This window comes from Streptomyces sp. NPDC054786 (assembly GCF_053611685.1).
Map to the genome: position 1 here is coordinate 145216 of NZ_JBSHAW010000015.1, position 25255 is coordinate 170470.

21 protein-coding genes and 4 pseudogenes are annotated in these 25255 nt (G+C 67.2%); 15 read left to right on the forward strand and 10 right to left on the reverse strand.

The genetic code is table 11. The features are described 5' to 3' along the window. Positions 1 to 116: 116 nt before the first annotated feature. Positions 117 to 326 (reverse strand): annotated as a pseudogene (locus ACWGI6_RS15260) (cytochrome ubiquinol oxidase subunit I); the annotation flags it as partial. A gap of 172 nt (positions 327 to 498) precedes the next feature. Beyond that, positions 499 to 1593 (reverse strand): NAD-dependent epimerase/dehydratase family protein, encoded by a 1095-nt coding sequence (locus ACWGI6_RS15265; protein WP_453267932.1) that lies wholly within the window; start codon positions 1591 to 1593, stop codon positions 499 to 501. A gap of 108 nt (positions 1594 to 1701) precedes the next feature. On the opposite strand from ACWGI6_RS15265, the gene ACWGI6_RS15270 reads away from it, so the two are divergent. After that, positions 1702 to 1974 carry a hypothetical protein gene (locus ACWGI6_RS15270; protein WP_453267933.1) on the forward strand — a complete coding sequence of 91 codons (273 nt, stop codon included), beginning with the start codon at positions 1702 to 1704 and terminating at the stop codon, positions 1972 to 1974. Positions 1975 to 2067: 93 nt separating this feature from the next. Here ACWGI6_RS15270 and ACWGI6_RS15275 read toward each other — a convergent pair whose 3' ends face one another. Continuing rightward, complete coding sequence (locus tag ACWGI6_RS15275) at positions 2068 to 2373, reverse strand: helix-turn-helix domain-containing protein (protein WP_453267934.1); 306 nt, start codon at positions 2371 to 2373, stop codon at positions 2068 to 2070. 65 nt (positions 2374 to 2438) lie between these two features. Between ACWGI6_RS15275 and map the strand changes: the two genes are divergently transcribed. Both map and ACWGI6_RS15285 read left to right on the forward strand, forming a co-directional pair. Further along, positions 2439 to 3206 carry a type I methionyl aminopeptidase gene (gene map / locus ACWGI6_RS15280; RefSeq protein WP_453267935.1) on the forward strand — a complete coding sequence of 256 codons (768 nt, stop codon included), beginning with the start codon at positions 2439 to 2441 and terminating at the stop codon, positions 3204 to 3206. Positions 3207 to 3297: 91 nt separating this feature from the next. Then, positions 3298 to 3504 carry a hypothetical protein gene (locus ACWGI6_RS15285; RefSeq protein WP_453267936.1) on the forward strand — a complete coding sequence of 69 codons (207 nt, stop codon included), beginning with the start codon at positions 3298 to 3300 and terminating at the stop codon, positions 3502 to 3504. Between the two features lie 1019 nt (positions 3505 to 4523). Here the strand turns inward: ACWGI6_RS15285 and ACWGI6_RS15290 are convergent. Next, the gene (locus ACWGI6_RS15290; protein WP_453267937.1) at positions 4524 to 4862 is read right to left on the reverse strand and encodes a MerR family transcriptional regulator; all 339 of its coding nucleotides are present in this window, start codon (positions 4860 to 4862) and stop codon (positions 4524 to 4526) included. A 956-nt stretch (positions 4863 to 5818) separates the two neighbouring features. On the opposite strand from ACWGI6_RS15290, the pseudogene ACWGI6_RS15295 reads away from it, so the two are divergent. The 3 genes and pseudogenes from ACWGI6_RS15295 to ACWGI6_RS15305 form a co-directional block, all read left to right on the forward strand. Beyond that, positions 5819 to 5956: pseudogene (locus tag ACWGI6_RS15295) on the forward strand (ATP-binding protein); the annotation flags it as partial. Positions 5957 to 6635: 679 nt separating this feature from the next. Next, positions 6636 to 6989: a transposase gene (locus ACWGI6_RS15300; protein ID WP_453267938.1), complete on the forward strand. Its 354-nt coding sequence runs from the start codon at positions 6636 to 6638 to the stop codon at positions 6987 to 6989. Continuing rightward, positions 6875 to 7435 carry an IS5 family transposase gene (locus ACWGI6_RS15305; RefSeq protein WP_453267939.1) on the forward strand — a complete coding sequence of 187 codons (561 nt, stop codon included), beginning with the start codon at positions 6875 to 6877 and terminating at the stop codon, positions 7433 to 7435. The genes ACWGI6_RS15300 and ACWGI6_RS15305 overlap by 115 nt, the downstream gene beginning before the upstream one ends. A gap of 181 nt (positions 7436 to 7616) precedes the next feature. On the opposite strand, the gene ACWGI6_RS15310 is transcribed toward ACWGI6_RS15305, so the two are convergent. After that, positions 7617 to 7802 (reverse strand): hypothetical protein, encoded by a 186-nt coding sequence (locus ACWGI6_RS15310; protein WP_453267940.1) that lies wholly within the window; start codon positions 7800 to 7802, stop codon positions 7617 to 7619. A gap of 2 nt (positions 7803 to 7804) precedes the next feature. Between ACWGI6_RS15310 and ACWGI6_RS15315 the strand changes: the two are divergent. Then, positions 7805 to 8194, forward strand: a pseudogene (locus tag ACWGI6_RS15315) (FAD-dependent oxidoreductase); the annotation flags it as partial. A 216-nt stretch (positions 8195 to 8410) separates the two neighbouring features. Here the strand turns inward: ACWGI6_RS15315 and ACWGI6_RS15320 are convergent. Both ACWGI6_RS15320 and ACWGI6_RS15325 read right to left on the reverse strand, forming a co-directional pair. After that, positions 8411 to 9904 (reverse strand): IMP dehydrogenase, encoded by a 1494-nt coding sequence (locus ACWGI6_RS15320; protein ID WP_453267941.1) that lies wholly within the window; start codon positions 9902 to 9904, stop codon positions 8411 to 8413. 1136 nt (positions 9905 to 11040) lie between these two features. Beyond that, positions 11041 to 11364: a hypothetical protein gene (locus tag ACWGI6_RS15325; RefSeq protein WP_453267942.1), complete on the reverse strand. Its 324-nt coding sequence runs from the start codon at positions 11362 to 11364 to the stop codon at positions 11041 to 11043. A 1730-nt stretch (positions 11365 to 13094) separates the two neighbouring features. On the opposite strand from ACWGI6_RS15325, the gene ACWGI6_RS15330 reads away from it, so the two are divergent. Further along, a complete protein-coding gene (locus tag ACWGI6_RS15330; RefSeq protein WP_453267943.1) occupies positions 13095 to 13655 on the forward strand; it encodes a GNAT family N-acetyltransferase in 561 nt (186 codons plus the stop codon). Positions 13656 to 13923: 268 nt separating this feature from the next. On the opposite strand, the pseudogene ACWGI6_RS15335 reads toward ACWGI6_RS15330, so the two are convergent. Together ACWGI6_RS15335 and ACWGI6_RS15340 are read right to left on the reverse strand one after the other, a co-directional pair. Further along, positions 13924 to 14103: pseudogene (locus ACWGI6_RS15335) on the reverse strand (IS5/IS1182 family transposase); the annotation flags it as partial. Between the two features lie 108 nt (positions 14104 to 14211). After that, on the reverse strand, positions 14212 to 14712 hold the full coding sequence (locus ACWGI6_RS15340) for a hypothetical protein (protein WP_453267944.1): 501 nt from the start codon (positions 14710 to 14712) through the stop codon (positions 14212 to 14214). A gap of 114 nt (positions 14713 to 14826) precedes the next feature. Here ACWGI6_RS15340 and ACWGI6_RS15345 point away from each other — a divergent pair, with 114 nt between their 5' ends. From ACWGI6_RS15345 to ACWGI6_RS15375, 7 genes are all read left to right on the forward strand, one after another. Continuing rightward, positions 14827 to 15930: a mandelate racemase/muconate lactonizing enzyme family protein gene (locus ACWGI6_RS15345; protein WP_453267945.1), complete on the forward strand. Its 1104-nt coding sequence runs from the start codon at positions 14827 to 14829 to the stop codon at positions 15928 to 15930. Positions 15931 to 15970: 40 nt separating this feature from the next. Next, the gene (locus ACWGI6_RS15350; RefSeq protein ID WP_453267946.1) at positions 15971 to 17515 is read left to right on the forward strand and encodes an ABC transporter substrate-binding protein; all 1545 of its coding nucleotides are present in this window, start codon (positions 15971 to 15973) and stop codon (positions 17513 to 17515) included. Positions 17516 to 17525: 10 nt separating this feature from the next. Continuing rightward, a complete protein-coding gene (locus ACWGI6_RS15355; RefSeq protein ID WP_453267947.1) occupies positions 17526 to 18476 on the forward strand; it encodes an ABC transporter permease in 951 nt (316 codons plus the stop codon). Beyond that, on the forward strand, positions 18473 to 19339 hold the full coding sequence (locus ACWGI6_RS15360; RefSeq protein ID WP_453267948.1) for an ABC transporter permease: 867 nt from the start codon (positions 18473 to 18475) through the stop codon (positions 19337 to 19339). Before ACWGI6_RS15355 ends, ACWGI6_RS15360 begins: the two co-directional genes overlap by 4 nt. After that, on the forward strand, positions 19336 to 20085 hold the full coding sequence (locus ACWGI6_RS15365; RefSeq protein WP_453267949.1) for an SDR family NAD(P)-dependent oxidoreductase: 750 nt from the start codon (positions 19336 to 19338) through the stop codon (positions 20083 to 20085). Before ACWGI6_RS15360 ends, ACWGI6_RS15365 begins: the two co-directional genes overlap by 4 nt. Then, complete coding sequence (locus ACWGI6_RS15370) at positions 20082 to 22187, forward strand: ABC transporter ATP-binding protein (RefSeq protein ID WP_453267950.1); 2106 nt, start codon at positions 20082 to 20084, stop codon at positions 22185 to 22187. The genes ACWGI6_RS15365 and ACWGI6_RS15370 overlap by 4 nt, the downstream gene beginning before the upstream one ends. A 546-nt stretch (positions 22188 to 22733) precedes the next feature. Then, a complete protein-coding gene (locus ACWGI6_RS15375; protein WP_453267951.1) occupies positions 22734 to 23882 on the forward strand; it encodes an ROK family protein in 1149 nt (382 codons plus the stop codon). Between the two features lie 79 nt (positions 23883 to 23961). Here the strand turns inward: ACWGI6_RS15375 and ACWGI6_RS15380 are convergent, their stop codons facing one another. Continuing rightward, complete coding sequence (locus ACWGI6_RS15380) at positions 23962 to 24309, reverse strand: hypothetical protein (protein ID WP_453267952.1); 348 nt, start codon at positions 24307 to 24309, stop codon at positions 23962 to 23964. Positions 24310 to 25255 lie beyond the last annotated feature (946 nt).

Here is a 25255-nt window from a genome sequence, read left to right on the forward strand (position 1 = left end):
GCCGGCATGGTAGCGCTTCCGGGTCTGGGCACGCTCGTGTTCCGCGCCGAGGAATCGTTCGAATCTGTCGGTGCCTGCTGCCGGGTCAGGGGCTGGCCCTTGGGCGGAGGGAGGAGTCATGCGTCGTCGTCCTTGGTCTCATCCGTCATCGGCGCTACGCCTTTGCTGGGCTCGACGACATCTCGTCGGCCGGCGGACCGCTTCTCGTCGAGCCGGGCCACCTGCGGGTAGTGGAGGTCGAAGGCCGGCGACTCGGTACGGATCTTGGGCAGCGTGTTGAACTTGTGCCGCGGCTGCGGGCAGGAGGTGGCCCATTCGAGCGAGCGGGCTACCACGACGGACCATAAGAAGCTCGGCCAGCTCTATTTGCTGGCGTCGTCCGTGCCGCTCTGGATGGTCTGTGACAGCACCACTGTTCGGCAGCCAGCCCCTTCGCCCCTCTTGCTTCTGCTCTGCTTAGAACCACAGCGCCGAACTTCCCGGTGCGCGCCTCCGTTGTCATGGGCGTCGGCCGACGCCTGTGACCAGTTCCCTGGCCCGTCCACCGGGCAGCCGGGGGGCCAGGGGTACTGTGTCCGCTCCGGCGACCTCTTGCAGCCCGTGGAGGAACTCGGTGAGGGCCTCGGTCGCGCTGTACTGCGGGGTCCAGTCCAGCTCGGTGCGGGCTCGTGTGGTGTCCAGCAGCGGCAGCCGCAGGACCGCGTCGAAAAGCTGGGGAGAGGCCGGCACGAGATGGAGGTGCCACGCCGCGGCGAGCGCATTTCGTAGCGGCAGCAGCGGGAGCCGCACGGTACCGGCATGGAAAAGACCGGCGAGTTCCTTGGCGTCGATGACCGGGTCGGCAGCGAGATTGAACGCTCCGTGAACCGGGCGCAGTACCGCGCGGCGGTAGGCGTCGGCCGCGTCGTCGGTGTGCAACGCCTGGAACCGTAGTCCTGGGATATCGGGAAGGACGGGGAGAAGTGAGGGGCGGGCCAGGCGTTGGGGCAGTAGGGGGCCGGCGAAAAGGCGGCGCTGCTCGGAGGCCGATTCTCGTTTGAAGAGAAAACCGGGTCGCATCCGTACCACCCGGACGAAGGGGTGCTGTTCTTCGAAGGCATCGAGCACCCGCTCCAGATAAGCCTTCTCCCGGCAGTAGGCCGCCTCCGGCCAGCCGTGGGTGGGCCAGGATTCGTCGACGAATCGGTGCTTCGGCCCGGGTGAGTAGGCGCCCACCGAGGAAGCGTGGACGAGAGCGGGGACACCGGCGGCCACCACCGCGTCGAAGACCCGCATGCTCCCCAAGACGTTCGTACGCCAGGTGGTCACCGGGTTGTGGGTGGGCTGGAAAAGCCAGGCCAAGTTGATGACCTCATCCACGCCCCGGAAGTGACTTTCGAGGTCGGCCTGCGGGTCGCCGACGTCTACACACGCCCATCGGGTCTTGGCAACCGACAGCTGGCACGGCCGACGGGCGAGGCCGAGGACGGAGCCGACCGCGGGCTCCTCGCTCAGCGCCCGCACGACACTGGTGCCGACGTTGCCCGTGGCCCCGACAACGACCACCTTCAGGCCGGAAGCCCGAGTCTCGCTGCCACTGTGGTCGTCCACCATGACGGACTCCTTTCGCGGCCGGCATCGCCAAGGGCTCGTGAACCTGGCGTGCTCGCTCTCGGAGCCCACCCTTGCCCCTGGTTCGATTTTCTCACCATCACGTGTTACGTGGCATCCGCTGACGCCTCCGTGAAGCGGCCGCCGGCCCGGGCCGGCGGCCGAGCGAAGACGTGGGTCGACGGTGAAGCGGCCAACCGCACCGCGATGCCGAAGTGGAAGAACGGCGATGTCGCCGCCTGCCGCGAGTGCGTCGGCTACCGGGTCTCCCACACCTTCCCCGAGTGCGGGCACACCGCGACGGTGAGGGCGCTCGCGCCCTTCGGGCAGGAAGCGATGGAGCCGACAGGCGGCCAGGTCGGTGTAGCCGCCGAGGTCCGCTAGGCGGTGCTCGGGCTGGTCGACGAGGTGATCAGCCTGCGCGCAGGCGTACCGGCACAGCGCGGTCAGTGAACCGCTGACTCTCTGAGTGCGGCGTTACGAAACCAGCGATGGATGCCGTGTGACAGGCAGGACCAACTGATCCTCGACGGTTCGCTCCGCCTGGCTAATCTCGGCCCAGACGGCGTCGAGAGACAGGCCGAGGGTGTCGGCGATCGCTGCGATGGTCGGGAAGGCGGGGGTAGCCACACGGCCGGATTCGATCTTCCGCAGAGTTTCCGGCGAGATGCGCGAAGCGAGCGCCACGTCCAGCATCGAGCGGCAACCCCGGGCTCGGCGGAGCAGGACGCCAAGGCGCTGTCCGCGTTCTACCTCGGCGGGGGTGAGCGGCAACCTGACCATGACCCCATTCTAATACCGGTACAGTTATACCGGGATAGTTATTGGACGCACATGAGAGGTCCCCCATGATTGAGATCCTGAACTCCGCGCGACTTGAGCGGGCGAGGGACACCGGCGCCCTGGTCGGAAACATCCTGCACACGCTGAAGCAGCGCAGCACGGTCGGGACGAACCTGCTGGACATCGACCAGTGGGCCAAGGAGATGATCACCGAGGCGGGAGCGCAGTCCTGCTACGTCGACTACGCGCCTTCCTTCGGGCGCGGCCCGTTCGGGCACTACATCTGCACGGCCGTCAACGACGGAGTGCTCCATGGGCAGCCTCACAACTACACGCTGGCAGACGGGGATCTGCTGACTCTCGACCTCGCCGTAGCCAGGGGCGGGGTGGCCGCGGACGCCGCGATCAGCTTTCTGGTGGGCAAGGCCAGGCCAGCGGAGAGCGTCGCGATGATCGAGACGACCGAACGTGCACTCGCCGCCGGCATCGCTGCCGCCAAGCCTGGGGCGCGCACCGGCGACCTCTCCCACGCCATCGGCACGATCCTCAGCAAGGCGGGCTACCCGATCAACACCGAGTTCGGAGGCCACGGCATCGGCTCGACCATGCACCAGGACCCACACATCGCGAACACCGGACGGCCCGGCCGCGGATACAAGCTGCGCCCCGGACTGCTGCTCGCCCTGGAGCCCTGGGTCATGGCCGACACTGCCACACTCGTCACCGACGCCGACGGTTGGACGCTGCGCAGCGCGACAGGCTGCCGGACCGCGCACAGCGAGCACACCATCGCCATCACCGACAGCGGAGCCGAAATTCTCACCCGACCGTAAGGGAGCCCACACCGCTGCCGCGTCAGCAGACCCGGCTGCCAGGCGCGGCCGGGCCTCAACTATCCCGGCCGCCTCGAACCGGGAGGTCACCATGTCCGAGCTGATCGCCACTTGCACACCGAACAGCCACCCGCACGATGGCGAGGTCCTGGTTGCCATCAACCTTCCGAACTGGGAGAGCTTCCGGAAGGTGCCGCCCGCCCGCCGCTGCCTCGCCGACGCGGGCTTCGCCCCCAGCCCGATCTCGACTCCTCCGGCTCGGCCGGCTGGAGTCCCGCTGGCCTCGGCTTCCTCATGAGGGTGTTGCGCACGTACCGATACTCGTGCGTTCCCTCCTCCAACGCTCAAGGCGCAGCACGAACAGTTTCGTGAGCTCACGCGCATCGGCGGGAGCCATGTGCCGCGGGTCCTTGATCTGCGGCAGCACCGTCGGAGCCGGGACGGCACACACCTTCGACGCCGTCTCCCGTACCGCTCCTGCCGTCATGACGCTCTCGCGCATGGCCGGCTCCGTCCGGTTGCTGAGCCCCCGTCGCCCACCCCCTACCCGACACCTCGATGAGCACACCCTGCCGGAGGCGTCGGGTCGCGGTCCCAGGACTCGCCCCGCCCCATCGGCACCATTCATACCCTGGCCGCGTTCCGCCCGAGCCCCCGCTAGGTCTCGCCGCTCCTGCGGGAGGTACGGCCTGCCCGCCGGAGGCAAGCATGCGACGTGGGAGGCCGCGGGCGCCGCGCCGGGCGGGTTCCGTCGGAAGGCCGTGGCGTCCGGTGCCGGGCACACGATGCCGAGTTCCTCATCGCGGGGCCTGGCAACCGCCATCGATCGGCCAAGCCCGTGTCCAGCAGGATGCGGTCGACGGTCTCCGCCAACACGCTGTCAGTTCGATGACGCTCTCGACGCTGCCGGGCAGCAGGTCGAGGTCCCGGTACCAGTCGCATGTCTTTGCCTCGCCGTACTTGCCCGCCTGGGGTTTGGTGGCGTGCCGGGTGAGACTTTTGGCGACGCCACATCCAGGTAGTAGCCGTGAGTCCAGCCAGGTGGTCGGCACGCAGCTGGCGAGCATGTCGCCGTACAGCAATCGCTGCATTCACGGCGGCCCGAGCCCAGTGAGCTGCCCACGCACTCGCCGCAGGCCGCCGCGCTCCGAGGGGCAGCTCAGGCGGCTGATGTGGGCTTCTGTTTCTGCCGGACTCCGTCAGGCAGAAACAGGCAGGTTCCCGCCACAGCGTTACCCGGGACGTTGAAGCGTTCCGGGTAACGTGCGTGAGCGGCAGCGACGAAGCTGCCGGGGCAGGCCGCAGGTCCCAGCCGTCTCAGGCTGCGGCCTTTGGATTCGCCGATTCGGCGGAGCGGCGGTGTTCGGCGTTGATGCGCTGGGCTTCTTCGAGTTGGTCTTCGAGGATGATGATGCGGCAGGCGGCCTCGATGGGGGTGCCCTGGTCGACGAGTTCCCGGGCGCGGGCGGCGATGCGCAGCTGGTAGCGGGAGTAGCGGCGGTGGCCGCCCTCGGAGCGGAGCGGGGTGATCAGGTGGGCGTCTCCGATGGAGCGGAGGAAGCCTTGCGTGGTGCCGAGCATTTCGGCGGCCCGGCCCATGGTGTAGGCGGGGTAGTCGTCGTCATCGAGACGGCCGTACGAGTCGTCTGCTGTCATTGCACCTCTCTGTGGAACGCGTGGAGGGGCCCTGGTGCCATTGGCACCAGGGCCCCGAAGGAACTGCTACACCATCTGCCGGTCCTGGTACTGCACCGGCCTTCTGTTTCCGCAGACCCGACCAAGATGCTGTCGGGGGTGCGGGGATCGCGGTTGCTTGACCGGAGACCACCTCACTATCGATGTCCTGCGGTACCCGGGTTCAGTGATTCCGCCCGGGCGATCCTGATGGCGCTCAACTCCTCCGTTCTTCCCTCTTGATCAACTACTTGCCAACGGGGACTGCGTACTGCTTGTACTACTGGTGATGCGAACTGCTGGCGACCTGATTAAGCGCCACTATTCGGCAGCCAGCCCCGTCGCCCATCTTGCGTCTGCTCTGGCTTAGAACCCCACTGCCGAACTTCCCGGTACGCGCGCCGCAGCCGACGCCTTTGCCGAGGAACTACTGACAACCGCACTGCTGGTACTGCGAACTGCACTTACTGAACTGCCACTGCGGTACTGCTCACGGCGGCCCCTGATCACTGCGGGCCCCCGGTCCGGTCGTCAGTCCCGTCGCCTTCCTGCAACCGCTCTGGCTTCGGAACTCCACCACCGCACCGTCCTGCACACTGCAACTGCCTGTACTGCTGCCCGCCAGTTCGTCTCTGCCGGGCCTCGCTGATCTCGGCTACGAGAGAAACCATAACCACACCACCACCCAATGTCTACTCCAGCCAAGATAGATTTTCGCGTGTTCGACGGTGAGGTAATCGGGCCCGGCGGGTTAAGGGAGCCCTGGGCGGGCACGAGGGACGGGCAGGCAGGGCCGGGCATTGACGAGCCAGAGGCCAGGGTGAACCTGATCGACACGATGTGCATCGACGCCACGACCATCCGCTCCGCGACCGCCGTCGCCGATGCGCGCGACACCACCCGGGCCTCCTGGAAGCCCTCCGGCAGCCGGCCGTCGACCGCGCATTCGCACCCCCGACCTGAACGACGGCACCGGAGGCTTCGGCTGGCCCATGGTCAACCGCCTCGCCCGCACCACCGCAGTGACCCGCCGGCCATGCGGCGGCAAGACCGTAAGCGCCCTTCTCACCCGGTAGCGCCAAGGCGGCGGTACCGACTGCGCTCACCAACCCCGGGGCCCGGCCGTGGGGACCGACCGGGGCAGCGGATGGCGGTCGCGCTGATTCCACTTCTCTTTCCTCGCAAACGAGACGGGGTCGAATCGCGGTGTGCCTGCATGCTGCGGTGTGGGCATCGAGGCCGCCACCTCTCCCCTATCTCCGCGGCGGACCACCGCATGGAATGGGCGAGCTGGGCAGACAAGGACAGCCACCTGGCCACAACCCGATCTGCGGCGTGGCATCAGAATCCCAGCAGAGCGAGATGTGGTGTGCGCTGCCGGAAGGCCATGGGGGCACTCACCTCACCGGCCATGCTCCCTACCGCCAGCAATGTGAGAAGTTGGCCAGGTGGCCGACCACCCCGTCGCCACCGCCGACGGCCTCACCGGCGCCGCGCTCACGCTGCGCCAGAGCGCAGCCGGAGGTCGCGACTCCCAACTCCGTTCCTCCCCCACCTGCTTCGCACCGAGCACACTGGCAGATGATGAGCGCCCAGCCATCCCGGCACTACACCTGACGCTCCCTCAGAAACGTCAGTATTGAGTCATCATCGTTCCGAGCCGCTTGCGTAGCTCCCCGCACCTTTCCTGTTGTACGACGGAACCGATGCTGCTTTAGACGTCGTCTCATTTGGTGTAATCGGCAGTCTGGGCTTGTGCTGATCGTGGAACGCTTGGTGCCAGGCGAGTTGTACGACCTCTTCCAGCGGGTGGTGCCTCCCGCCCCGACGCCACCGCAGGGCGGGGGCCGGCGACGACACGGCGACCGCGAGGTCCTCGCGGCGATCATCTTCGTCGCCACAACAGGCTGTACCTGGCGGCAGTTGCCGCCGGCCTTCGGCCCGTCCGGGCCGACCGCGCACCGGCGTTTCACCGAATGGTCCGCAACGCGGGTGTGGGCCAAGCTGCACCGGCTGATCCTCGACGAACTGGGCTCGCGCGGCGACCTGGACTGGTCGCGTTGCGCGACCGACTCGGTGAACATGCGGGCGCTGAAAGAGGGGAGCTGACAGGTCCGAACCCTGTAGACCGGGGCAAGAAAGGCTCGAAGATCCACTTGATCACCGAGCGGACCGGTTTACCCCTATCCATCGGGATCTCCGGCGCGAACCTCCAGGACAGCCAGGCGCTCGGGCCACTCGTACGCGGGATCCCGCCGATCGCTCCCGCCGCGGCCCGCGCAGACGACGCCCCGCCAAGCTCCACGCACAAGGGCTACGACTACGACCACCTACGCCGATGGCTTCGCCAGCGCGGCATCCGGCACCGCATCGCCCGCAAGGGCATCGAATCCTCAACACTGCTGGGCCGGCACCGCTGGACGATCGAACGCACCATGTCCTGGCGCGCCGGCTGCCGCCGCCTGCACCGCCGCTACGAACGCAAAGCGGAGCACTTCCTCGCCTTCACCGCCATCGCCTGCAGCCTCATCTGTTGCCGCAGACTCACCAAATGAGACGACGTCTGAATACACCGCCGCGCTCAACCTGGTGGCACTGATAGGCATTCGAGCAGCGCTGGGCAGTCCCCGCTGCCGATAACAGCTGTGCGGTCTCTCGCGGAAGCCGTGGCAGGGCCGGGGCGGTAGCACTCCGCCTGCCCCGGCCTCGCCAGAGCGTGCCCGGTGTTCCGGTTGGTTACGGGCGGGCGGAGCGGCTGCGGTAGAGGGCGACAACGGCCGTGCCGATGCCCAGGACACCCGCGGTCAGGCCCGCGACGCCCAGGCCCCGCGTGGTCGAATCGCCGGCGGCAGCAGCGGCAGCCTTGGGGGCCGCGGAGGCAGAGGGGGCGGCTTCGTCTGCGGCCTTGGTGAGATGCAGCACCGGCGCCGGGCCTGCGAGCGGCCCAGCACCTCGCCACCCATGCCGACCAGATCGCCGCGGACCCCATGGACTACCACACGTGGGCAGCACAGGCCCTCCGCCCCTGGTTCGACGCGCAGATGAAGGCCGACCGCGCCGACGAGCAATGCCTGGTCGGGGGCTCACCACCCGCGGATCGGCGGGCTGCCGCCCTGGCCGCTTGCGCCTTTGACGATCCCGTCGTCATACGAGCCCGAGCCCAGGTGCGCCATCTCTTGCGACTGGCCGACGACGCCTACGGCACCGACGAAGTGGACCAACACGTCACCGCCTGGCTGGCTGCCCACCCAGACTTCACGCCGAAACACGACGGCCCGACCCGAGATCAGTGGGATGCGCTTATCCGAAGCTGAGCGCCTGCCCGGCACGAGCCGCTACGCGGCCATCGTTGCGCTGCCGAACGGCACTAAGTCGGGTAGCCGGGTCACGTTGCCATGACCCGGCTACCCGACTAAGCCAACGGTGTTGTCACCAGGACGCGGACATCGCGATTTCAACCTGAGTAACGGTGAACGGCCCCGCGCCTTCGGGACGCAGGCTGAGGGCACCGGGCCGTCCGGCCGGTCAGGTCACTCCCCGGCGTCGATGGCAGGCCGGCGCACCTCGATCTCCGCGCCGGTCTGCTTGAAGGACTCCGCCGACACCGGAACCAGCACCGCATCCCGGTGGAAGTCCCGCAGGGTCGTCGACCCGCAGCTGATCATGCTGGAGATCAGCTTCGCCCGGGTCCGCTCCACGTTGTCGTACAGGCTGCCCGCGTAGGGGACGTAGCCGTCGACGCCCTCCTCGAAGACCATCTGGCCGCGCTGGCCGTAGCGGGCCGCGTTCTGCGCGCGCCGCGAGCCCTCGCCCCAGTACTCCTTGTACCACTGGCCACCGATTTGCAGCTTGCGCGAGGGGCTCTCGTCGAGCCGGGCGAAGTAGCGGCCGAGCATGATGAAGTCCGCGCCCATCGCCAGGGCCATCGCCATGTGCGAGTCGTTGAGCAGACCGCCGTCGCAGCACAGCGGCACGTACACCCCGGTCTCCTGTGCGTAGGCGTCGCGCGCCTCCGCCACGGCGAGCAGCGCGGATGCCTGCCCGCGGCCGATGCCCTTCTGAGCCCGCGTGGTGCAGATGGCGCCGCCGCCGATCCCCACCTTCACGAACGCCGCGCCCGCGTCGGCCAGGTAACGGAAGGCGCGGCCGTCGACGACGTTCCCTGCACCGACGAAAACATCGTCACCGTACTTTTCCTTGGCGAATTCGAGGGTCCTCGCCTGGTACACGGAATAGCCGTCGGAGGAGTCCAGACACAGCACGTCCGCGCCGGCCTCCACCAGCGCGGGAATGCGGTCCTTGAAGTCGCGGGAGTTGATGCCAGCACCGACGCGCAGACGCTTTTCGCCGTCCACCGACGCACGGTGATACGTCTTGTGGGCCTGGTAATCTCGTTTGAGGACCAGGGAGGCGACCCGGCCGTCCTCGAGCACCGGCAGTACGTCCAGATGGTGCTGCCAGATGAGTTCGTTGGCCTCGGACAGAGTGACCGAGGCGTCGGCGGTCACCTGGTTGTCGCGGCCGCGCATCCGGTTGACGGCGGTCTCGGACGCCCCGTGACGCTCCAGGTGGAAGTCGTCGAGGCTGATGATGCCGAGGAACTCGCCGTCCGTCTCGCCGTTCCGCGTGACCACGGCCACGCCCTGCTCGGCCTCCGAGAGCTGGCGGGCGACCTCGCCGAGGGGGGTCTGCGGCGCCACCGTGACCTCGCTAGTGCGGAAGCCGGCCTTGTGCCGCTTCACCGCGAGTACTTCCGCGGCCTGGTCCGGGATCTGCTGGTTCTGATGGATGAACGACAGCCCGCCGACCTGCGCCAGGGCCACCGCCAGCGTCGGCGAGGACACCGCCTGCATGATGGCGCTCACCATGGGTGTGGCGATTCGGACGGCCGACTCCTCGCCGACCCGGTGACGCACCAGCGGCGCCCCGAGATCCACGTTGTCCGGCGTGCAGTCCTCTGTGGTCAGGCCGGGGATGAGGAGGTATTCACTCAGCGTACGAGAGATCTCGGGGAGGATTTTCACGTCGTCTCCAGAAAAGAGCCTGCAAACCGCTATCGGTGAAGTTGGCGAGGCTCGTGCGGGCAGTGCAGATTGTCGCCACCCGGTGGTGCACAGTCGGAAGAATGCGCTCTCCGGATAACTGAGAGCGGGCACACCCGGCGGGACAGTGCTCGCGCGCGGCCGAATCGGCAGCGAGGTAACCACAGACCCAACCTGCACGGTGTTGCACAGCCGTTGACTTCCATTACGCCATACGAGATGGTACCGCACCGCACACGTTCGCCCGCTGGGCGGCGAATTGCACCCCACCCGGGCCTCCCGGGGCGGGCACCGACCGTCGCGCCGGTGTGGATCGCCGGGACGGTCGGCATACACCGGTGGAACGGGACGGCGCGGGTGGCCGATGGCTCAGGAGGCGACGGAATCCTTGCCGGGGACAGGACGTGGGACAGCGCTTGGCTGAGGTCCTTGATGATGTCCGCGACGTTGTTGCTGTAGCCGAGGGCCAGTCGCACCGTGCCGCGCGAGACACCGATGCTCGCCAGCTCGTCGTCGGAGTACTCGAAGTAGGTGAAGATGAAGTTTCCCCAAGGCCGGGTAGTCAACGCGTCGTTGGGTGACACAAGGGGAGTGGTGAGACGTTTTTGTACCGGTCGGAACGAGAGCAACGCGGCCCCGTTGAGACAGGTGTCGACCAAGACGTCCTGCCCGTGGAGCCGCGTTTTCTCTCTATTCTTCCCCGCCTGCGCTGGCGACGCTGTCGCGGGAAATCACCCTGGCCGTGGGGCGATTCGCCGCCGGCCACCTGGGCGGCCTGACTCCGTGTAGCAGGAGGCGCTCGGCAGGGAAGTCCACGGCCTTGGCATAGCGAGTTCGCCCCCCGTGCAGACGTCCAGGCTGAGGCCGGTCTCCTCGGCGATGCGCGCGCTGGTGCGGGTGAGGAACGCATTGCTCGCGTAGTACACGTCGAAGTCGTGGAACGCCTCACGAAATATGGTGCAGCGTTCCCTGAAGTCGACCTCGTCGAAGACGTATACGGGTGTTCCGTATCGCTCGGCGACTTCCGTCATCGGTACGCCGCCGATGTCTAGCACCCCGCTTGGGCCCCGTCGTGGGCCAGATGTCGGAGAGCAGCACGCGGACGTCGGCCGTCGTGGTCACCAACCCTCCCCGTTGAGCTGCGTTTGGCCGGCGGGACCGGCCGTGGTGAGGGCCTGGTGGAGTTCACCGGCGCTGAGCATACTGACGTGATCTCCCGGGATCGTGGTGACGGTCACGGTGGCGCCCAGGGGACGCCAGTCCTCGGGGGCGTTCTCGTGGCCCGCTGTGACGACCTCGGGCAGGCACATCGTCAACCGCGGCAACTGCCCGGTGGGCTTCCACGCGTTCATCGCCGCGTGGAAGCTCAGCCGCATCCGGAGCTTGCCGAGCAGCGGGTAGTCGGGAACGCCCGGACCGGCGGGGCCATGCTCTTCGCGCAAGCGAAGGTGAGCTCCGTGCCGGTGGTGTGCCGGACAAAGACGCGGTTGTAGATACAGGCTGGGACTGGTACGTCTTCGGGGCCAGGGCGTGCAGGGTCACCTTGCGGCGGCCAGTTACTTCGAGTTCGGGCTGTCACGAACAAGAGACCTTCGACGCCCTGCGCGCCATCACCCAGACAAGCTGCCTGCGCCTGCCTTGCTGCCACGGGCGCCCTTGCACATATTTGCGCGAGTTCTAAGCGACGTCACCGGCCCGGGACCACAGCCCGGCTGGCGGCATCGGGGGCCTAGGTCGTGATGATCGTGCAGGTCACCACCACGCCCGTGAGACCTCGTGGTCGGAGACGTCGGGTCCGGACCAAGATCCGGACCGTTGACGGGCCAGCGACCCGCCACCCGCCTCGACATACGCCATTTCTGCTGGCCGACGACGCGCAAGACCTGCGCCACCAGCAGACGAAGAACCTGCTGAGCGCACCGGACACCTGTACAGCCCACTCCACTCAGCGCCTCGAACTCTCAGCGCCCCACCGTACTCACGCAGCCAGCGGGGCATCTGACCAGCAACACCGGGCACCTGACGACCCATCAGAACGAGCGTCAAATGAGCGTCACGAGCGTCATTTCAGCGTCAAGATATCGCCCATAACGCCCACACCGCACATAATGCGCACGGACAAAACCGCAGGTCAGGCGCCCTTCCCCGCCCGCTCCAGAATCACCACGCACTCCACATGATGCGTCATAGGGAACAGGTCAGGGCAATTCCGTCCGCGTCTTCACCACTCGCACTCCGAGCACCGCCACAATAATGCCGACCGACACGGCGTCGCGGGCTCGTCCACGTTCCGACGAAGGGGCACAGGGGCATCCGTAGCCGTCCCAGCCAATCCCTCCTTCGCTCCGTTTCGGGACTCAAGATGTGTGGAGACCTCCAACAAGTCAGTCACATCAAGCACGCCGAATGGGATCTCAATGTTCGGGCCACTTCAATTCAGGCACTGGCTTGAGCACCACCGTCACACCATGGCGACTATTTGCGCCACGACGGCAAAGACCGCGCACGCCTTGCCACTGCCGAGCAGCACAGGGATAGGCCAAACCGGCCAGCAGGATGCTCAATGGCAGCGCTTGATATCCCGTAGCCAGCACCAGACCAGCACGGGACAGGTGATGACAGGTGCTGAGGGGTGCCTCCAGGTCAGCACCGAGTCAGCACCCCTCAAGACCCACCCCTGATGCACACCGCCCTCACCTGCGCGTTTGCTGCATCACCGCTACCGTGGTAAAGAGCCAGCGCTAAAAGGTGTGCAGAATTCTCACGAAACAGCTCCGACCTGCATGTTCGTCCCCTCCATAGGCTTCGGGTCAGCACGGTCGGCCTTGGCTGCGGCAAGCCCCCCCGTCCCTCACGGACCTCATTCTCGCACCCGCGTCTGGAGTCAAGTGACCGTAGATGTCAGCAGTGATCTGAATGGTGGCGTGCCCCAGCCAGCGAGAGACCTCAAGCAATGACAATCCGCCGGCGATGGCGCTGCCGGCGAAGAAGTGTCGCAGTGAGCTCTTTCCACTCTCACGCTGACGTGAGGTGAAGGCCGTCCTCTGCCTTCACCTCACGTCAGGGTGAGGGAATTACGGGGCGTCGCAGTGCGGCCTTGGAAGCAGCAAAGTTCTCGAGGTTCCGAGGAAATCCGTTGGGCTGCCCGGCTTGCTCCAGTCATGATCTATTCATGGATGCCTATCTGGAGACCGATCGCCTGGTCCTGTGGCGCTTCACTGCCGATGACGCCGACCTGCTGATCGAGCTGGACAGCGACCCGGCGGTGATGCGCTACCTGACCGGCGGCCGGCCCACCGCGCCGCAGGTCGTCCGAGAGCAATACCTGCCGCGCATCCTCGCCGGCTACGAGCGGTGGGACGGCGCACTGGGGCTCTTCGCCGCGTACGAAAAGGACGGCGGTGCATTTATCGGCTGGTTCCACTCCCGTCCACAACCAGAGGGCCCGCTGGACGAAGTCGAGCTCGGCTACCGACTGCGGCAGGCGGCATGGGGCAAGGGCTATGCGACCGAGGGCTCGCGAGCCCTGCTGGCGAAGGCATTCACTGAGCTCGGTGTGCGCATGATCTGGGCCGAGACGATGTCCGTGAACCACGGTTCGCGCAACATCATGGAAAAGCTCAAGATGACGCTCACGGACAACATCCCCATCCCCTCCGACATGGAGATGATCGAGGGTTCCGTGCACGGGGGCGTACGGTACGAGATCACCCAGGAGCAATGGAAGCGGTAGTAGCCCTGGCGTGCGCGGCATCGAGTCACCAGGCGATATCCGGAGCCCTCCTATGGATCAGGTCGCCTCGGTCCGCTGTCGGCGTACGGTGGGCAGCGCGATGTCATCCCCGGTGCCCCTGCTGGAGTGAGCCCTTCTCACGCTGACGTGAGGTGAAGGGCGAGGACGGCCTTCACGGTGCCTGTGATCCGGTTGGTGCCGCAGCGGAGCTTGCGCAGGAGTCGCCAGTTCTTGAGGGTGGCCATGGCGAGGGTGTCGATGATGCCGTGCTCGCGTGCTGCGCGTAGGTATCACCGCACCGCAGGTGGGCGAGGGTGAGCAGAGCCTGGCGTCCTGCAGTCAGCCGCCGCCACCGCGTGCCGACCTCCCGGCGCCGGGCCGCGAGTTCGCGGCTCAGGTGGCGCAGCTGCGCGGTGGACAGATCGATCACCGACGGGTACACAAGCACACGAAGCTCCTGGCAGGGCGCGGTGGATCTTGGTCGTGACACCTCCTACCAGGAGCTTCATCGTGTGGCAGAGCTGCCCAACTAACGGACACCAACGTCAGGTTGGAATCAGCTCAATGACGTGCCAGCCGAATTCCTTCTCGATGGTGGCGCGCAGGTCGATGCCGAGGAACCCGGGGTGCCGGTGCGGACGCGTACGACGCCGGCTTCGCTGATGGTGCCGCTGGTGCCCACGCACACCGACAGGACGTGTTCTGGTTCGAAGCCCGAGTCGCGCACAGTGGCGGCGGCGAGGTCCCGGACAAGGGCGACCTTCAACTGCGGGTCCGTCTCCGGGTCCTCGGAGGTGATCTGCCTGTCGGCGACCGACTCTCCGAGCAGGTCGGCGAGGACCGTTCGTGCGGTGTGCGCACCGATGTCGACACCGAGCACGTGACCGGCGTCGGCGCGGAAGGCGAAGCCGCGCGAGGGGCGCCCGCGGCGCGGGGTACTCGTCCGGTGATCGCCGGCCGTCTCGGCGACCCAGCCGAGCTCGATCAGATACTGAGCCGCGGCGGGCACGGTGGGCCGTGACATGCCGGTGGCCGAGATGAGCTCGCTGGCGGACATGGCTGTCCCAGCGCCAAGGGCAGACGGACACTGCGCGATCCGTAGTGACGGTGAGGTCGTTGACACCTTCAGACTTAATTTCTACTGTTTAGCAATCTGCAAGGGAGCGCACCGATGAGTCGCACATTGGAGTTGCTGGAGTCGCGTGTCAGCGAGCGGACTCAGTGGCATTTTGTGGTGCTCAGGGGTGCTGATCACGTCGCGGTGGGCGAGTGCTCCGACTCGGGGCATACCGCGAAGCTGGTGGCCGAACTGGCCCTTCTCGCCAAGGACTTGCGTGGGAAGGACCTGCTGGCGCAGCGCGCCGACATCGTCGACTCTCTCGCCCGGCGAGCCGGAGAGCAGGCCCGCCCTGAGGCGTTCACCACGGCCACGCTCATGGGCGGTATGGAGCAGTTGCTGATCGATTACTCCGCGCAAGCGGCGGGCGAGCCGGTCTGGAAGTGGCTCGGCGGCTCAGCCCCTGACCCGGTGCGCGTTTACGCCAACATCAACCGGGTGCCGGGCGGACGCGAAGCGGAAGAGGTGGCGGCAGCGGCGCTCCAAGCGGCGAAGGCCGGCTTCTCGGCTGTGAAGTGCGCACCGTTCGACGTCGCGCGGGAAGACCGGCAGCTTCCCGCCATCGGTCTTGATCGGCTACGGGCGGTCCGCGACGCCATCGGTGACGAGGTCGAGCTGAAGGTGGACTGCCACGAGAGGCTTTCAGCGGAGGAGATCCACGGCCTGCTGCCGGCGCTTGAAGAGCTCGGCATCGGATGGCTCGAGGACGCGGTCACCATCGGTCAGGTCGACGATCTGCGTGCGTTGCGGGCCGCCACGACGATCCCCCTGGCGGGCGGGGAGTTCATGTTCCACTCCTCCGAGGCCGGTGTCGCGGTGTCCGAGCGATTGGTCGACGTGCTGATGCCCGATGTGAAGCACGCGGGCGGCATCGCGCGGGTGCTGTCCATCGCGCGGAGCGCACCGGAGCTTGCCATCTCGCCGCATAACCCTTCAGGGCCTGTAGCCACGGCGGCCAGTGCCCAGCTCTTCGCCGTCTGCCCCAACGCCACGGTCCTTGAGTACCAGTTCGGCGAAACGTTCTGGCGGTCCGATCTCGTCGGGGGATGCGAACGCGTCGTGGACGGCCGGCTCCACCTCGGTGACCGTCCCGGCCTCGGTCTCGCTCTCGATACGAGCCACCCGAGTCTTCGAGTCCTTTGGTCCACAACTCTCTAGAGGGAGTGTCCTGCCCATGCCCCAGCACATACTCCGGCGCGTGCCCAGGCGGAGAAACGTGCTCGCCGCCACAGCGGTCGTGGTCTGCGCCGCGCTCGGCGCCGCGGGCTGCAAGTCGGCCGTCGACAGCCAGGGAAGCGGGCGCAGGAAGGGAGGCACCCTGCACATCGTCCAGAGTGCCGACATCGCCCCGAATACGTTCCTGTCCCAGAACAACCCCAACTTCTCGGTGATCAGGACCGTGTTCAACACCCTGACCCGGTACGACCACTCCAGCCTGAAGCCCAAGCCCGAGCTGGCGACGAGCTGGAAGGAGTCCCCCGACAAGAAGTCGATCACGCTGAAGCTACGCAAGGGCGTGACCTACCAGTCAGGGCGCCACTTCACCGCCGACGACGTCCTCTTCGCCATCAAGGCGCTACGGCGCAACGACGTGGCCTCGCAGTTCAAGCACGTGGCCAAGGCGATAACCTCGATGAAGGCCGACGACGACCACACGGTCACCCTCCACATGGCCAAGCCGATCTCGAACCTCTTCGACATGTTCGAGGTCATGCCCATCGTGGACCAGGCCACCTTCCAAGACCTCATGGCCGGCAAGAAGTTCGTCGGAACGGGCCCCTTCAAGGTCGCCAAGTACACGCCAGGCTCTGGCCTGGAGCTGAAGAAGAACGACCACTACTGGAAGCACGGGCGACCGTATCTGGACAAGGTCAAGATCGACGTCCAGAGCCAGTCGCAGTCGATGAAGTCCTCCCTCAGATCAGGACAGAGCCAACTGGCCCTCGACCTTGCGCCATTGGACACGGTCTCGCTCAAGGGCGATCCGAATTTCAAGGTCGTCGCGTCCAAGGCTTCCGACGCGGCGTACTACATCGGTTCCAACGTCAAGGTCCCTCCCCTGAACAAGCCGAAGTTCCGGCAGGGCGTCGCCTGGGCCGTCGACCGCAACCGTGTTCTCAAGCAGGTGCTCGCCGGCATCGGGCAGACCAGCTCACTGCCGTGGTCGCCCTCCTCTCCGGCATTCGACAAGCACAAGGCCGACCACTACCACCACGACATCGGCAGGGCCAAGAAGCTCATCGCCCAGGCAGGCGCCAAGGGTGCACCGGTGGACGTCGCCTTCAACTCCGGACTGCCGACGAACCAGTCCATCGCCGAGATCGTGCAGTTCGACCTCAAGAAAGCCGGCCTGAAGGCGAAACTCATGCCGCTTCAGGCAGCCGACTTCTTCGACAAGCTCGCCGGCGGCGGCCTTCCCGGGCTGTTCGTCAACGTCCACGGATTCGGCCAGCTCGCCCCGGCGACGCTCGTCAAGGGCGCGTTCCCCTTCAACGCCGACAAGAACGCCTCCAACTTCAAGTCCGCCAAGTACAGCGCGCTCGCCCAGAAAGTCTGGACGACGACCGGCAAGGCAGAGTCCAAGGCCGGCTACGCGAAGATGAACGACTACCTGCTCGAGCAGCAGTTCGTCGACGACCTGGTAGTCAGCTCCCACACGTTCACGATCTCCACAAAGCTCAAGAACCTCAACTACAACATGTACGACTACATCGACCTCGACGATGCGTACCTGACGAAGTGAGTACATCTCGATGCTGAGATACGTCTTCAGGCGACTGCCGTCCGCGGTCCTCGTGCTGGCCGTGGCGTCGGTGGTGGTCTTCACCGTTCCACGTCTCGCCAAAGGCGACGCGGCGGCCGTCCTCGCCGGACCCGACGCCGGCCCGGCCACCATCTCGACGGTGCGCCACGATCTCGGCCTGGATCAGAGCGTCGTCGCCCAGTACGTGAGTTGGATCCGGGGGCTGCTCTCGGGCGATCTCGGAACCTCCTACGTACGCCACCAATCCGCCTCAGCGGCCATGGGTCCGGCGCTCGGCCAGACCGTCACGCTGACCCTGGGCGCGCTCACCGTGGCGCTCGTCCTCGGCGGCTTCGCCGGGGTCGTCCTCGGCGTCTGCCGCAGCAGGGTGCTCAACAAGTCGGTCGGAGCGTTCGTGTCCTTCGCCTTCGCGCTCCCGCCGTACGTCAGCGGCGTACTCCTCATCCTGCTCTGCGCCGTGACGGTCAGGCTGCTGCCCTCAGGCGGCTACATGCCCCTCACCCACGATCCCGGGATCGCCGTCCAGTTCCTGCTGATGCCCGCGATGTGCCTCGCGCTGCCCACATCGGCGACGCTCGCGCGATTCCTGGGCGCCTCGATACGCCAGGTCCAGGACGAGGAGTTCATACGGACAGGGCTGGCAAAGGGGCTGCGGACCAGCCGCCTGGTTCGGGCACACATGATTCCCAACGCGCTCCCCCCGGTCCTGACGGTCCTCGGCATCCAGGTCGGACAACTCCTCGGGGGCGCGATCGTGGTCGAGGCGATCTTCGGCTGGCACGGTATCGGAGACCTGCTGGTGACCTCGGTTCTCAGCCGTGACTACGTCCTCGTCCAGGACCTGCTGCTGTTCACCGTCGCCGTGTTCGTCGTGGTCCAGACCCTCACCGATCTCGCCCATGCCGCCGTCGACCCGCGCGTTCGTCTGGAGGCAGGATGACCGCCCTCACCACAACCTCGACCGTCGCGCTCGCGGCGCGCCCCGAGCGCTCCCGCTGGTCAAGGGCGCTGCGCTATCCCGAGACGGTCACCGGGATCGCCCTCGTCGCGCTGCTCTTCGCCCTCGGCATCCTCGCGCCGTGGATAGCGCCGCATGAGGTCGACGCCCAGAGCGGCAGCGCCTTCGCCGGAATCAGTTCGGCGCACCTGCTCGGCACCGACGAGTTCGGGCGTGATGTCTTCAGCCGGGTCCTCTTCGGTATCAGGCAGGACGTCATCGTGGCCGGTGCGGCCGTCCCACTTGGCGCGCTGATCGGCACCGCCCTCGGCCTGCTGTGCGGGCTTCACCGCGTCGTGGACTCCATCATTCAGCGGCTCTTCGACGTCATGCTGGCCTTCACCGCCCTCGTCCTGGGCGTCGCCGTGTCCGCGACCGCCATCGGTCCTGGCATGGCGGCAATCGTGGTCACCGTGGTCCTTGTCAACGTCCCCATGTTCGGGCGGCTGACCCGCTCGGCGACCCAGGCCCAGCGCGGACGTGACTACGTCATGGCCGCCGAGGTCGTCGGCGCGGGCCGGGCGCGCGTGCTCCTGCGGCACATCCTGCCCAATGCGCTCGACGCGCTGATCGTGCAGGCGGCCCTCAGCCTGTCCATGGCCGTGTTCATCGAAGGCGCGATGAGCTTCGTCGGTATCGGCGTCCGTCCACCCGCGCCCTCGCTCGGTGCGTTGCTGCGAACCAGCGCCAACTACCTCAGCCAGAACGAGTGGTACACGCTGGGCCCCATCATCGTGGTCACCACGCTGGTGCTGGGCTTCAACCTCATCGCCGACGGCCTCAACCGAGGGTTGCTGCGCCGATGAGTGCGGACCCGCTTCAGGGCACCACCAGCATCGTCACCGGCGCGGCCCGCGGGATCGGCCGCTCGGTCGCCTCCCGATTGCAGGAGCTCGGCAGCCAGGTCGTAGCCGTCGACATCGACGAGGGGGTCGCTGCGAACGCCTCGTGGCGCTCGGTGGTCGGGGACGTCACCGCCGCCGGGGTTCACGACGAGTGCCTCGACGTCGCCGCGTCCCTGCCCGGCAGGCTCGGAGTGCTGGTCAACTGCGCGTTCGCGGAAGAGCGTTCGGCGCTGCTCGACAGTACCGACGAGGGGTGGGAACACACCCTCGCCGTCTCCCTCCACGCACCGGTCGCGCTCAGCCGCCGTTTCGCTGCTGCTCTCGACTCCCGGCCCGGCTCCATCGTCAACGTCGCCTCCGTCCACGCGTTCGGTGGCGAGCCCGGTTTCGGCGCGTACGCAGCGGCCAAGGCCGGGCTGGTGGCCTTCACGCGCAACGCGGCGGTCGAGTGGGGGCCGCTGGGGATTCGCGTGAACGCCGTGGCACCGGGTTTCGTCGCCGTCGAACGCAATGCCCACATCTGGGGCGACCCCGAGCGGCTGGCCGGCGAGGTGGCGCCCTGCCCGTTGCGTCGCGCCGGCCGGCCGGCAGAGGTCGCCCGATGCGTCGCGTTTCTCGCCGGGCCCGATGCCTCGTTCGTCACCGGAGCGGTCCTTCCCGTGGACGGTGGATTGCTTGCCCGACTTCCCAAGGACGATCACTCATGACTGAACCGGTCCTGCAGGTACGAGATCTCGTCACCCACTTCGCCACCGAACGCGGCGTCGTCCGGGCGGTCGGCGGCGTGACGTTCGACGTTCGGGCGGGAGAGACCCTCGCCCTGGTCGGCGAGTCAGGCTCTGGAAAATCCGTGACCGCTATGTCCCTGATGCGCCTCGTAAGGGCACCGGGGCGCATCGTCTCCGGAGAGGTGCTCTACCGCGGGCGCAACCTGCTTCAGCTCTCCGACGCCCAGATGCGCCAGGTCCGCGGTGCCGGGATCAGCATGGTCTTCCAGGACCCGATGTCCTCCCTGAATCCCGTGATGCGGGTCCGCGATCAGCTCGTCGAGGCGATGCTCGCGCATGGCAAGTTCACCGGTGCGCAGGCGCGGACCCGCGCCCTGGAGCTCATGGAACGAGTGGGCATACCCGATCCCGAGGCAAAACTGGCGGACTACCCCCACGCCTTCTCCGGCGGTATGCGCCAGCGGGTCATGATCGCGATGGCGCTGGCCAACGATCCTGACGTCATCATCGCCGACGAGCCGACCACCGCGCTCGACGTCACCATCCAGGCTCAGATCCTCGAACTGCTCGCACAACTCAACCGCGACCTCGGCACGGCCATCGTTCTCATCACCCACAACCTCGGTGTGGTCGCGCGCTCATGCCGGCGGGTAGCGGTGATGTACGGAGGACGAATCGTCGAACAGGCCCCGGTCGACGAACTGTTCACCGAGCCCCGGCACCCCTACACCCGCGCGCTTCTCGCCGCGACGCCGCACCTCACCACATCCCGCCAGACGCCTCTGGTGCCCATCGAGGGCCGACCGCCGGACCTCGTCACGCCGATATCGGGCTGCGGATATGCGCCACGCTGCGTTGCCGCAGTGGAGCGGTGCCACGGCGAGGTGCCACCGCTCTTCAGCGAGGAGAATCGTCGCCGGGAATGGGCCTGTTGGGTCTCCGGCCACGACGGTGAACTCCCGCCGCCGCCCCAAGTGACGCCGGCGGTGAACCACGTCGCGGAGCACGCTGACCAGGAGCCACTCCTGGCTGTGCACAACTTGGTCAAGACGTTCCCGGTGAAGGCGCGTACCAGATCACTGCGCCGCAGGACCGTCCACGTCAGCGCGGTCGACGGAGTCGACTTCTCGATCTCACCCGGCGAGACCCTCGGCCTGGTCGGCGAATCGGGGTGCGGGAAGTCGACGCTCGCCAAGTCCCTGCTGGGGATCCACCCGGCCACATCAGGAACCATGCGCTTCGACGGCCGGGAAGTGGGTGTGCTGCGCGGTGACGACCTGCGGTGGTACCGCAGCCAGACCCAGTTGGTCTTCCAGGATCCGATGTCCTCGCTGAATCCTCGCCTCACCGTGGCAGACGCCGTCGGCGAGCCTCTTCTGGTGCACCGGCTGGCTCGGGGTGATGAGGCGAAGAGCCGCGTGGCCGAGCTACTGGAACTGGTGGGTCTGGACCCGGGTGTCGCCTCGCGCTTCCCCCATGAGTTCTCCGGCGGCCAGCGGCAGCGCATCGTCATCGCACGCGCTCTGGCGGTGAATCCACGCCTGCTGGTCTGCGACGAGGCGGTATCCGCGCTCGACGTGTCACTGCAGGCGCAGATCGTGAACCTGCTCCAGGACCTCCAACGGCGCCTCGGGCTCGCCTATCTCTTCATCGGCCACGACCTCGCGACCGTGCGGCACATCTCGCACCGGATCATGGTGATGTACCTCGGCCACATCGTCGAATCGGGTCCCTCCGAGGAGATCACGGCCGACCCGCAGCACCCCTACACGGCGAGCCTGCTCTCTGCGGTACCCGAGCCCGACCCGGTGCGGGAGCGGACCCGTGATCGCATCGTGCTGACCGGCGACGTACCAAGTCCCATCAGCCCGCCTCCCGCCTGTAGGTTCCATACCCGCTGCCCGATCGGCCCCAAGGCCAAGCCGGAAAGGACCCTGTGTGCCGCCGAGCGCCCGCCCCTCTCCGAAGTGGCGCCCGGACGGTACGCCGCGTGCCACTTCCCCGGCGAACTGAGCAGCAAGGGCCTCGACTTGACGCACACCTCCGTCCTCACCCCGTCCCCGTCCGGAGAACCGTCATGAGGTCGATGAGGGCGCCCGGCATCGAGGAGGTCCCCGCCGCATCGCACCACCTGGGTTTTCTCCATCCGGTCGACGTGCCGCTTCCCGAGGCCGGCGTCGCACGTACCGGCTGGACCTTGCTCGAAAGCGCAGCCCGAGCTGTGGTGGCAAGCCCGTGTATGGAAAGCTGCGTCCTCGTGACGTTCGACGTGATCACGGATGGCGAGACGGTGCGGCCCCTCGACGGCGGAAACACCGGACTCGAGCCGGCGGGGCGCTCGGTGGGGACCGCGGGTGCGGCGGTACTGCCCGATGGCCCCCGCGCAGCGGCGTTTCGCGCACCGGAGCCGACTGCACGGGCGGAAGGGGTGACGCCCGTGGGTCGCGGCCCCTACCGGTTTCGCAGGCAGGGGAGTTGGGTCGGCGGCGGGGCCGACCTTCTACGAGGCGACCATGTACTCCTCTGATGCCGGCGATCAAGCGCCCCCCGCGCGTCTCGGCGGTGGCCCGTCCCCCAGGGCGACACGGCCCTACGGCACCGGGCCCGAGAGCCTACGGCGCCGCAACATGGCCCTCGTCGCCAGGACTCTTCTGCACCGCGGTCCGCAGGCACGTTCTGAAATCGCCCAGGCCACGGGCCTCAGCGCGACGAGCATCACCAAGATCACCGCACAGATGGCGCGGGCCCGCATGCTGGTGGAACTGACCGCGGTGTCAGGAGGCGACATCGGACGGCCCCGGGTGCCCATGGTCCTCGACACCTCCTACTACCGGTTCGTCGGCATCCACATCGGCCTGCGGCGCACCACCGGCGGCCTCCTCGACCTCGCCGGCAACGTCGTCGAGGGACAGGCCATCACCCACCAGGGACGTACCCGCAAGGCGATCCTCAAAGAGGCCACGGACCTTCGCGACCATCTCATGCAACTGGTGGGCTCGCGCGACCGCATTCTGGGCACCGGCGTGGCCACAGGAGGATGGGTCGAACCGGGCACGGGAGTCGTCGTCGACCACCCCCTTCTCGGGTGGAAGGACGTCAAGCTCGGCGACGAGCTCGGCCGAGGCGGTCATACCGTCTTCGTCGACAGCAGCGTGCGCGCGATGGCCCTGGCCGAGGCCTACCTCGGGGTCGCTCGCGACGCCGCCTCATCTCTCTCCCTCTTCATCGGCAACATCGTGGCCGCAGGACTGATGGTCGACGGGCGCCTGCGGTTCGGTCACGACTCCGCGGCGGGGACCATCGACCACCTGCCGCTGGGACGCACCGCCTCCGGCACGCGATGCCACTGCGGACGCGACGACTGCCTCTCGGCGCTGGCGAGCGACGTCGCCGTACTGGAACGCGCACGTCAAAGCGGAATCGTCGGGCCACGCGGTTCCTTCGAATCGCTCGTCGCGAAGTCCCGGTCCGAAAGCGCGGAGGCTGCGACACTTCTCAGAGAACGAGCGGAATACGTCGGCCTCGCCGCCGGTATGCTTCTGGATCTCCTGGACCCCGAACTGCTCGTACTCGGCGGCGGTCTTCTCCAGACACCGGAACATCTCGACGCACTCCGCGCCGCAGCGAGAGGGCGGCTCAGCCGCCCCCAGGCCGCCGAGCGCATCGTGCCCACCGGCCTTGGGGAAGGCGCCCTCATCCGCGCTTCGGGCAGCCTGCCGATGCACGCCTTCTTCTCCGATCCCGTGCCGATGCTGAGCACGCTGGTCAACGGCTGACGTTGGCGTGGGCGGCTCAAATCCCGCACAACGCAAGAAAGCCTGCCGGCAAGCCGGCAGGCTCCCGCAACTGACACGGCTAGTGCGTCTTGAACCTGTACAGGGCGTTCTTGCCGTGATGGAGCCGGAACGTGTCGACCTTCTTCGAGTGTCCGTGAATCATCAGGTAAGCATTCACCTTTTCGCTGCCGGTGCCACCGTTGCGCGACTTCCAGCAGTGACCAGGGTGGATGCCCCCGGGGCCTGTGCTCCAGCCACCACGTGCCGGGAACACGAGGAATCCGGAATGATGGGACGCGTTGCACGCCTTGAAGGTCGGCCCGCGGGCAGCCTCGCTGGTCGACGCCTGCGCGGGCAGCGGCAGGAGGGCAGCAGCCACCGCTGCCGCAACCGCTGCGCCCACCCCGACTCCGATGCGCTTGTTCATTGCACTCCTCATTGAATTCCATAGGCCCTCAAGCCTCTGGGACCGCCGTGGCGCCACGGAATTCTCTTCACCTGACGCCGTTCTGCCGGTGCTTCGTCAGCATAGGACAGGCTGCCACTCTCACCTATTTTTTCCACCGCAGAGATATCAACTCGGCGGAATAATTCCGGAACGCGTTAGCCGCCTCGCCCCGTTTCCGAACGCCGCATCGGGCAGGCCCTACGACTAAAGGGGCCCGGCAATTAGTCCCGGCTCTGCGATATATATTCCAGACGCACAACGTCTTGCGCTCGCAGATGGAACGGGGCAGTCTCCAGGGCGTTCCGCGAAGTCACCAAGTGGTCAACATCCGGGGCTTGCCCAACCGGGCAACTGCCCCGTGTTCCCAACCATGGGGACACCGCTCCCTCAGGCCGGTGCTGCACCTCCTACCCAGGGGCATCCGCAGAACGACGCACTCCGACGACTCACTCCCCGGACATCGCGAGCGTATCCCGACGTACCGCGAACGGCCCTGCACGATCACCGGCCGAAGAAGGAGGGGAGGTGGCCACCCATGAAGTCGCTCTGACTGCCCATTAGGCCCGATTGCCGTGTGCCATGCGCAAAAGCGAAATACACCGGCAGCGCCACCGAGGCCAAGCGGAGCGCCATCGAGTCATCAGCGTTGACCAAACCCAGGTCAGGTCCCGAGCGGAGATTCAAAGCCCGCTGAGCCAGCGCACCACATCTATCGACTGCCCTCCTGGATTTCCTGCCGTGCGGCCCCCGTGCCGGTGCGGGCCTCGCCGGCGCGAGTCCGCGCTCTTTCTCCCCATACACCTTCATCGCATCCGTCGATGTGCCGTACAGGCGCTGACCTGTGGATGCGACATCAGGAACCGTGTGCCAGGAGCAGCAGAAGCCACCACCCCGCCAACAGCGCAGGGGCTGCGCGGGTCGACTC

Bases quoted from the DNA above. Each gene is read 5' to 3' on its own strand.
- ACWGI6_RS15265 (WP_453267932.1), bottom strand. From the start codon at position 1,593: ATGGTGGACGACCACAGTGGCAGCGAGACTCGGGCTTCCGGCCTGAAG.
- ACWGI6_RS15275 (WP_453267934.1), bottom strand. From the start codon at position 2,373: ATGGTCAGGTTGCCGCTCACCCCCGCCGAGGTAGAACGCGGACAGCGC.
- map (WP_453267935.1), top strand. From the start codon at position 2,439: ATGATTGAGATCCTGAACTCCGCGCGACTTGAGCGGGCGAGGGACACC.
- ACWGI6_RS15285 (WP_453267936.1), top strand. From the start codon at position 3,298: ATGTCCGAGCTGATCGCCACTTGCACACCGAACAGCCACCCGCACGAT.
- ACWGI6_RS15290 (WP_453267937.1), bottom strand. From the start codon at position 4,862: ATGACAGCAGACGACTCGTACGGCCGTCTCGATGACGACGACTACCCC.
- ACWGI6_RS15330 (WP_453267943.1), top strand. From the start codon at position 13,095: ATGGATGCCTATCTGGAGACCGATCGCCTGGTCCTGTGGCGCTTCACT.
- ACWGI6_RS15340 (WP_453267944.1), bottom strand. From the start codon at position 14,712: ATGTCCGCCAGCGAGCTCATCTCGGCCACCGGCATGTCACGGCCCACC.
- ACWGI6_RS15345 (WP_453267945.1), top strand. From the start codon at position 14,827: ATGAGTCGCACATTGGAGTTGCTGGAGTCGCGTGTCAGCGAGCGGACT.
- ACWGI6_RS15355 (WP_453267947.1), top strand. From the start codon at position 17,526: ATGCTGAGATACGTCTTCAGGCGACTGCCGTCCGCGGTCCTCGTGCTG.
- ACWGI6_RS15360 (WP_453267948.1), top strand. From the start codon at position 18,473: ATGACCGCCCTCACCACAACCTCGACCGTCGCGCTCGCGGCGCGCCCC.
- ACWGI6_RS15365 (WP_453267949.1), top strand. From the start codon at position 19,336: ATGAGTGCGGACCCGCTTCAGGGCACCACCAGCATCGTCACCGGCGCG.
- ACWGI6_RS15370 (WP_453267950.1), top strand. From the start codon at position 20,082: ATGACTGAACCGGTCCTGCAGGTACGAGATCTCGTCACCCACTTCGCC.
- ACWGI6_RS15375 (WP_453267951.1), top strand. From the start codon at position 22,734: ATGGCCCTCGTCGCCAGGACTCTTCTGCACCGCGGTCCGCAGGCACGT.
- ACWGI6_RS15380 (WP_453267952.1), bottom strand. From the start codon at position 24,309: ATGAACAAGCGCATCGGAGTCGGGGTGGGCGCAGCGGTTGCGGCAGCG.